This window comes from Actinoplanes palleronii (assembly GCF_016862315.1).
Classification (GTDB): domain Bacteria; phylum Actinomycetota; class Actinomycetes; order Mycobacteriales; family Micromonosporaceae; genus Actinoplanes; species Actinoplanes palleronii.
Window position 1 is genome coordinate 67,623 of sequence record NZ_BOMS01000133.1, and the last position, 8,374, is coordinate 75,996.

General features: G+C 71.6%; 8 protein-coding genes. 6 read left to right on the forward strand and 2 right to left on the reverse strand.

From position 1 onward, the window contains the following. Positions 1-2: 2 nt before the first annotated feature. Positions 3-1,061, reverse strand: coding sequence for an ROK family transcriptional regulator (locus tag Apa02nite_RS39445; RefSeq protein WP_203829603.1), 1,059 nt, complete (start codon positions 1,059-1,061; stop codon positions 3-5). Between the two features lie 46 nt (positions 1,062-1,107). Here Apa02nite_RS39445 and Apa02nite_RS39450 point away from each other — a divergent pair, with 46 nt between their 5' ends. From Apa02nite_RS39450 to Apa02nite_RS39475, 6 genes are all read left to right on the forward strand, one after another. After that, entirely contained in the window at positions 1,108-2,322 is a 1,215-nt protein-coding gene (locus Apa02nite_RS39450) for an MFS transporter (protein ID WP_203829604.1), read from the forward strand. Between the two features lie 134 nt (positions 2,323-2,456). Next, entirely contained in the window at positions 2,457-4,814 is a 2,358-nt protein-coding gene (locus tag Apa02nite_RS39455; protein ID WP_203829605.1) for a hypothetical protein, read from the forward strand. Positions 4,815-4,881: 67 nt separating this feature from the next. Beyond that, positions 4,882-5,901, forward strand: a complete 1,020-nt coding sequence (locus Apa02nite_RS39460) for a maleylacetate reductase (protein WP_203829606.1) — start codon at positions 4,882-4,884, stop codon at positions 5,899-5,901. After that, positions 5,898-6,827, forward strand: a complete 930-nt coding sequence (locus tag Apa02nite_RS39465) for a hydroxyquinol 1,2-dioxygenase (RefSeq protein ID WP_203829607.1) — start codon at positions 5,898-5,900, stop codon at positions 6,825-6,827. Before Apa02nite_RS39460 ends, Apa02nite_RS39465 begins: the two co-directional genes overlap by 4 nt. A gap of 4 nt (positions 6,828-6,831) precedes the next feature. After that, positions 6,832-7,503, forward strand: coding sequence for a DUF433 domain-containing protein (locus tag Apa02nite_RS39470; RefSeq protein ID WP_203829608.1), 672 nt, complete (start codon positions 6,832-6,834; stop codon positions 7,501-7,503). Further along, positions 7,500-7,940 (forward strand): PIN-like domain-containing protein, encoded by a 441-nt coding sequence (locus tag Apa02nite_RS39475; protein ID WP_203829609.1) that lies wholly within the window; start codon positions 7,500-7,502, stop codon positions 7,938-7,940. Before Apa02nite_RS39470 ends, Apa02nite_RS39475 begins: the two co-directional genes overlap by 4 nt. Before the next feature lie 9 nt (positions 7,941-7,949). Here Apa02nite_RS39475 and Apa02nite_RS39480 read toward each other — a convergent pair. After that, on the reverse strand, positions 7,950-8,374 hold a 425-nt coding region (locus Apa02nite_RS39480; protein ID WP_203829610.1), incomplete at its 5' end, for a hypothetical protein.

Consider the following 8,374-nt stretch of genomic DNA (forward strand, 5'->3'; position numbering starts at 1 on the left):
CGTCAGGCGCCGGTCGGGTCGGGGAGGCCGTAGCGGGCGTTCAGCACCTGCATCGCGGCGCCGGCGGCGATCGCGTCGGTGCCCAGGCCGGTCAGCGCGACCTCGACGGTGAGCCAGTCGGCCCGCGGGACCTCGGTGCGCACCGCCCGCTCGACCGCCGAGCGGTAGATCTCACCGTGCCGCAGCAGGTCCGCACCGGCCAGCACGATGTGTCCGAGGTCGAGGGTCTGCAGCAGGTTGACCACGCCGGTGCCGAGCACGGCGGCCGCCGCGGCCGGGTCGGCGGCCCGGTCGTGCACCGCTTCCAGGCAGCCGCGCCGGCCGCAGACGCACAGTGGACCGTCGAGCTGGACCACGGTGTGCCCGAACTCGCCGGCGTTGGTGTGCGTGCCGCGGTGCACCGCGCCGCCGAGCCACAGCCCGGCGCCCAGACCGGATTCGACCATGATGAGGGCGGCGTCGCGGAACCCGGCGCCGCGCCGCCACGCCTCGGCGGTCACCGCGGCGGTCACGTCCTTGTCGACCAGGACCGGCAGGCCGAGCCGCTTCCCGGCGAGGTCGGCCAGGGGTACGTCGTGCCAGTGCCGCAGCCGGTGCGCGCCCCGGACCGTGCCGGTGGCCTGGTCGAGCGGACCGATCATGCCGATGCCGACCCCGGTCAGCTCACGGCCCGGTGCCAGCGCGGTCACCCCGGCGCCGAGCCCGGCCAGCAGCTCGTCCGGGGTGAAGTCGGCGGGCAGCGGGGTGGTCGCCGAGGCGCGCACGGCACCCGCCAGGTCGGTCAGCACCAGGCGCAGCGCCTTGCGGCTGACATGCGCACCGATCGCCCAACGACTTTCCGGTACGAGCCGGTACACCGCCGCGGGCTTGCCGAGCGCGGGCCGGCGCACCCCGGCCGGGGCGATCAGCCCGCCCTCGACCAGTCGAGTGAGGACCTTGGACACCGCTTGCGGGGTCAGCCCGGTCACCTCGGCGACCGTGCCGCGCTCGATCGTCGGCTGAGCCCGGGCCAGGGCGATCACCAGCGCCTCGTGGTAGTCCCGCAGGTAAGCCAGGTGCACAGGCTCACACTACTACTAACGCAACAGCGTTGCTAAAGTCCGCGGCATGAGTTCCGACAAGACAGGGCGGTGGCCGGAACTGCTGGCGCTGGCCTTCGGCGCGGTCGCGATCGGCCTGACCGAGTTCGTACCCGCCGGGCTGCTCCCGCAGATCGCCCAGGGGCTGCTCGGCGACGACTATGCCCGTTCCCAGTCCGACGCGCTGGCCCACGCCGGCTGGATGATCACCGCGTACGCGTTGGGTGTGGTCGTCGGCGCACCCACGATCGCCGCGCTGACCGCCCGCCTGCCCCGCAAACGCCTGGTCCTCGGGCTCCTGGTGCTGTTCGTGGTCGGCACTGTCGCGTCGGCGATCGCACCGACGTTCGGCACCGTGATGGCCGCGCGGTTCGTGGCCGGCCTGCCGCACGGCGCGTACTTCGGCGCCGCCGGGCTGCTCGCCGCCAAGCTGATGGGGCCGGGCAGCGAGGGGCGCGGGTTCGCGGTCGTGCTCAGCGGGCTGACCGCGTCCAACGTCGTCGGCGTACCCCTGATCACCGTGCTCGGACAGCAGACCAGCTGGCGGATCGCCTACCTGGTGATCGCCGGGGTCTTCCTGCTCGCGCTGCTCGCCGTGGCGCTCGTGGTGCCGGACGCGCCCGCCGCCGGCGGCTCACCCGCCGACGAGCTGCGCGCGCTGCGCCAGCCGCAGGTGTGGCTGGTCGCGGTGACCGCCGCGGTCGGTTTCGCCGGGTTCTTCGCCGCCAACAGCTACATCGCCCCGGTCACCACCGAGGTGGCCGGCCTGTCCACCGGCGCGGTCTCCTGGGTGCTGGTCGCGGTCGGTCTCGGCATGACCGTCGGCAACGCCTGGGGCGGCTGGTACGCCGACCGCAACCTGCGCGGCGCCACCCTCACCGGCTTCGCCGCGATGATCGTCGGCCTGGTCTTCTTCGCCCTCGCGTCGGGCACCGCGGTCGGCCTGTTCCTCGGCGCGTTCCTGATCGGCGCGACGAGCCTGTCGCTCGGGCCGGCCCTGCAGTCCCGGCTGATCGCGGTCGCTCCGGGCGCGCAGCTGATGGGCGCGGCGGTCAACCAGTCCGCGATGAACCTGGCCAACAGCCTGGGCGCGGCCCTGGGCAGCGTGGTGATCGCCGCGGGGCTCGGTTATCGGGCGCCGGCGTGGGCCGGGGTGGGCCTCGGCGTGCTCGGGTTGGCGCTGGCGGCGACGAGTTTCGCCCTGGACCGCCGGAAAGTCCCGGAGCCGGTGCCGGTCAGCTGATCCGGCTTCGCCCCTGGACCGCCGGAAGGTACCGGCCCGCCCGCTGTCGGGTTTCCAGCGGAAGCCTGTCCCTCGGATCGGCCGTCGGCATTTGCTGAGGGGACGCCGCTCGCCCGTCCGTGAGGAGGCGGGGAATGAACAGCATCGGGTACGGCGACTTCCGTATCGATCTGATCGACGGACTCGGCGGCCGGGTGGAACGCCTGCGACCCGAGGCCGGCCGGCCCGTCCCGGTGACCCTGGCCCGGGCCGGTCCGGCGGGCGCCGGACTGCTGGAGGGCCGGCAGCGGCAGCTCGACCAGGCCTGGAGCGCCGTCGCCGGGAATCGGCCGATCGAGTTCGCCGGACCCTGTGGGCAGGGACGGACCGCGCTGCTGCGACACATCGCCGCCGGCGCCGGTGCCCGGTTGGGCCGGCCCGGCGTCTATCTCACCGCCGGTGACGATGCGCCGGACGACCTGCTGCACCGGCTCGTCGGCGAGGTGTACGTCGTGGACCGGCGGGTGAAGCAGACCGCGGGCACCTGCACCACCCTGCTGGAACGTGCCGAGGCCGTGGTGGTGCTCGACGAACTGACCGGTGACACCGACCGGGTGGCCGCCGTCCTGCGCGTACTGCCCGGATGCGCCGTCGTCATCGCCTCGGATCAGCCCCGGCTGGGTGGATACGGCGACAGCGTCGTACTGCCCGGTCTCGCCGACACGGTCGCGGCCGCCGTCCTGCGGCACGACCTCGGCCGGCCGCTCACCGCGTACGAGAGCGAGGCGGCCGCCCGGCTGATCGCCGCCGTGCACGGGCGCCCGCTCGCCCTGCGCCAGGCCGCCGCTCTGGTCCGGACGTACGAACAGACCCTCGCGACCCTGGCCGACCGGCCGGGCGACCTCGATCGGCTCAGCCTGGGTGGTCTCTCCAGCCTCCAGCGGGGGATCCTTGCCGCCCTCGCGCTGCTCGCCGGCGTGCGCCTGCCCGGCGACCTGATCTCGGCGATCACCGGCACCGGTGACGTGGCCGAGGCGCTCGTCGAGCTGCGCGACCGCGGGTTCGTGGAGCAGCGCGGCGACCGGTTCGGGCTGCCGGTCTGCAAGGCCGAGGGGTACCTGGGCGTGCTCGGTGACTATGTCAGTGCCGGGAGCGCGGCCCGGGAAATCGTCGATTGGCTCACGACCCGGGATCCGGGTAGCGAGGCTTCGTTGTCGGCCGCCTCCGCCGCGCTGTCCCTGCTCAAATTCGGGGCGAAACGCCTGGGCTGGGACGCCGTGGTCCAGCTGATCCGGGTCGCCGAGCCGGTACTCGCCCTGGCCGGGCGCTGGGAGACCTGCCGCCGGATCCTGAACCTGGGCACGCGGGCCGGGCGGGCGATCGGTGACCAGGGTGCGCAGGCGTTCTTCGGACACGAACAGGGCACGCTGGCGCTCTGCCAGGACCGGACCGAGGAGGCCCGGGCTCTGCTGACCGAGGCCGCCCGGATGCGTGAGTCGATCGGGGACCGCGCCGGCGCCGAGCTGAGCCGGCACAATCTGAGCCTGCTCACCGTGCCGGTCGTGACCGTTGCCGCGGCGTCGGCACCGGGCCGGCCGGCGCCGGCCCGTCGCTGGGAGCCGCGCCGGATGGTGTCGCTCGCCGTCGCGACCCTCGGGGTGCTCGTGCTGGTCGCCATCGGGGTGAACGCCGCGTTCAAGAACGGCCCGGACAGCGCCGCCGTGGTCACCGCCTCGCCCACCGCCGCACCGGGCCGCTCGCCGGCCACCCCGGTCCTGACCACCGGTCCAACAAGGACGACAACCACCAGCGCCCCGGCGATCACGAGCCCGACGACCACGAGTCCGTCGAGCCCGGCCAGTCCGACCACCTCACCGACGACCGTGCCGCCCACGAACCTGTCGCCGCGGCTCGCGCCGAGTCGCACCGAGTTCCCCGGCGTCGATGTCACACCCGGCGGGCCGGGCACCGTCCAGGACTTCGTCGTGACCAATCCGAACAACGTCGCCGTGATCATGGCCGCGGCCCGGGTCGACGGCAGCGGCGCCTACACGGTCGAGGCCGACGACTGCGCCGGGCAGGAGATCGTCCCGCAGGGGCAGTGCCAGGTCCGGGTGGCGTTCAGCCCGACGACGATCGGCCGGCACATCGGCACGCTCCTCCTCGCCGACGCCGGTGGCCGAACTGCCGCCGCGCGGCTCAGCGGTACCGGGTTCGCCCTGCTCACCGTGACTTTCACCGGCACCGGAAAGGGCACTGTGGCCGGCGGCGAGGCCGACTGCGGCGCCTCGTGCTCGGTCCGGATCACCAAGCCGGGCCCGCTCACCCTGACCGCTGCACCCGCACCGCCGGGCCGGGATGTCACCCGGTTCGCCAACTGGACCGGCGAGTGCAGTCAGTTCAAGAACCAGCCGACCTGTCCGCTCCCGATGATCCGGGACACGACGGTCGGGGCCGCGTTCTTCCTGGTGTCGGACGGCCGAGCAGGAGTGGCGGAGAAACCGGGCGGGTGACGCCCACCGTGCCGTGCCGGGCGCTGCGTGCGGCTCCGGCGGCGATCCTCGGCCAGAATGGCTTCGTATGAGCCCCAGCTTCACGCACGAGACGCTGCCACAGCGAGTGGTCTTCCTCCCGGACGCGAACCAGCGCGTCGCCGACGAGGTGGCGCGGCTCGGCGCCCGGCCCCTGGTGATCGGCACCAAAGCCGACGAGGTGCTGCCGGACGCCCCGCACTACCGCGACGTCGTCATGCACGTGCCGGTCGAGGTCGCCGAACGGGCCCGCGGGTTCGCCGTCGAGAACGACGCCGACGTGCTGGTCAGCGTCGGCGGCGGCTCGGCGACCGGGCTGGCCAAGGCGGTCGCGCTGACCACCGGGCTGCCGATCGTCGCGGTGCCGACCACCTATGCCGGCTCCGAGGCCACGAACGTGTGGGGCCTGACCAAGAACGGTCGCAAGACCACCGGCGTCGACGAACGGGTGCTGCCCCGCGTGATCGTCTACGACGCGAACCGCACCCTGTCGCTGCCGGTGGACCTGAGCGTCGCGTCCGGCCTCAACGCCCTCGCGCACTGCGTCGACTCGATGTGGGCGCCCCGCACCGACCCGATCAACCAGGCGCTCGCCCTCGAGGGCGTCCGCGCGCTGTCCGCCGGGCTTCCGCAGGTCGTCGCGGCTCCGGAGGGCCTCGAGGGGCGAGAACAGACTTTGTACGGGGCGTACCTCGCCGCTGTCGCGTTCGCCTCGGCCGGCTCGGGGCTGCACCACAAGATCTGCCACGTGCTCGGCGGGATGTTCAACCTGCCGCACGCGCAGACGCACGCGGTCGTCCTGCCGTACGTCATGGTGTTGAATGGTCCCGCGGTGCCGGAAAGCGAACGTCGCCTGAACGACGCCTTCGGCCCGGAGGGCCTGCACGGCCTGCGCGAACGGGTCGGCGCGCCACGGGCCCTGCGTGATTACGGCCTGCGCGAGGCCGACATCCCGGCCGCTGCCGCCGCGATTCTGGCGGTCGTGCCGGAGAGCAATCCGGTCCCGGTCACCACCGAGATTCTCACTGACCTGCTGCACCGCGCGTGGGCGGGGGAGGAGCCGAAATGAGTGCGGAACAGGCCGACCGCGAACAGCAGTTGACCGAGCGGGTGGTGGCATCGTTCGACGCCACTGCGGATCCGCGCCTGAAAGAGGTGATGGGCGCGCTCACCCGGCACCTGCACGCGTTTGTCCGCGAGGTCCGGCTGACCGAGGCGGAATGGCAGCAGGCGATCGGCTTCCTGACCGCGACCGGGCACATCACCGACGAGCGCCGGCAGGAGTTCATCCTGCTCTCCGACGTGCTGGGCGCGTCGATGCAGACCGTGACGGTCAACAACCAGGCGTACCAGAATGCCACCGAGGCGACCGTTGTCGGGCCGTTCTTCGTCGAAGGTTCGCCGCTGATTCCGTTGGGCGGCGACATTTCCGGTGGCGCGCCGGGGGAGCCGTGCTGGGTGGAGGGCACGGTCACCGACACGCGGGGCGCGCCGATTCCGAACGCCCGGATCGAGGTATGGGAGGCCGACGACGACGGCCTTTACGACGTGCAGTACGGCGACGATCGGGTGGCGGCGCGCGGCCATCTGTTCACCGACGCGGACGGCGCGTACCGATTCTGGGCGATCGTGCCGACGCCGTACCCGATCCCGCACGACGGCCCGGTGGGCCGTTTGCTCGAGGCGACCGGCCGGTCGCCCATGCGGGCTTCCCATTTACATTTCCTGGTCGAGGCGGCTGGTCTGCGCACTCTGATCACCCATATTTTCGTACGAGGTGACGACCTGCTCGATCGCGACAGCGTGTTCGGCGTGCGCGATTCCTTGGTGAAGGACTTCGCGCCGCAGCCACCCGGCACTCCCACCCCGGACGGCCGCGACCTCGGCGATCGTCCCTGGACCCGGGTCCGCTTCGACATCGTCCTGGCCCCGAAGGGTGCTGTACCGATCGGGTCTGCCGGGCCTGCTGATGGTGACGTGAGCGTGGGAGGATGACGGCGTGGTCAGCGTCCTGGAACGGGAAGTCTTCTCGGAGGCGGAGGCTGCGCGGTTACTGCGCGTAGCTCAGTCGACGCTCCACTACTGGTTGGAGGGCGGCGAGCGCAGAGGCCGGAGCTACAAGCCGGTCCTGCGCACGGAAGCCCGTAATGGTCGATCCGTAACGTGGGCCGAGTTCGTCGAAGCGGGGCTCCTCCGGGAGTATCGCCGCACGCACCGTGTGCCGATGGTTGAGCTACGGGCCTTCATCGACCTCCTCCGGGAAAAGTTCGGCGTGCCATATCCGCTGGCCGACCGCCGTCCGTATATCGCAGGTCGGAAGCTGGTCCTGGAGGCACAAACGGCCGCTGGACTCGATCCCGACTATTGTCTGGTCGCTGTTGTCGGCGGTCAGTTGCTGCTGACCCCGCCATCGGCAGCATTCGTCGACCGCGTCACCTGGGATGGCGACATCGCGACCGGCTGGCGGCCCGCGTCGGATCCGCGGTCTCCGGTGCGGATTCTGCCGGATGTTCGGTTCGGGCGGCCATCCATCAAGGGGATCAGCACCGAGGCGATCTGGGAGCAGGACGACGACGGCCTGGATGTCGAGGAGATCGCGGATATGTACCAGATCGGCATTCCCGACGTCCGCTGGGCGTTGGCGTACGAGAATTCACAGCGCGCGGCGTGAGCAAGACGAAGCCCGCCGAAGTCCGGTTCTACATCGACGCTGACCTGCTTGGCCTTGCCCGAGTGCTCGCTGGTCTCCGGAATGACGTCACCTACCCCGGAGATCCGGGAGCGGAGATTCACAAACGCTCCCGGCCGCCCTGTCCGATCGCCTCGCCTGCGATCAAGGACTCGGAATGGATCCCCGAAGTCGCTCGCCGAGGCTGGCTGATCATCACTCGTGATCGACATATCCAGGAACACCGTCTCGAGATTGCCGCCGTTCGCGACCATCGCGCCCGGATGGTCGCGTTGACGGCAGCGGATGCCGGCAGTGTCTTTGCTCAGCTCGAGGTCGTCATGAGCCGTTGGAGAGACATCGAACGGTGTGTCTCCGAGCCGCCGCCGTTCATCTACGCCGCAACTCGGACAACCATGCGGCCGATTCCCATCCTTTAGTCGCTCCGATCAGCGCCAGCGCTCGGCGGGGGCGGTCACGTAGGTCCGGAAGACGTGGTCCCAGGGGATCACGGCCAGCGGGATGACGACCCAGAGGATCTCGGTGGTGGACGCCCAGGTGTCCGCGTCCAGGTTGTGGTCCAGCCACAGCGGGAGCGCGTCGGTGCCGAGCCAGATCAGCTTCCAGGCAACCTCGAACAGCAGGATCGGCAGCAGCCGGAGCGGGTACCGCAGGCCGAGCAGGGCGAAGACCGACATCGCCACCAGCATGCAGGTGACCACGCTGGTCATGAACGGCCACGGCGTCTCGTGGTGGAGGAGCTCGGGCCACTTGAAGGCGACCAGGCCGCCGCCGACGATCAGGTACCCGAGCCGCAGCAGGTAGAGCCGCCACAGCGGCAGTTCGGCACGCGGGGGAGAGCTGATCGGCGTTG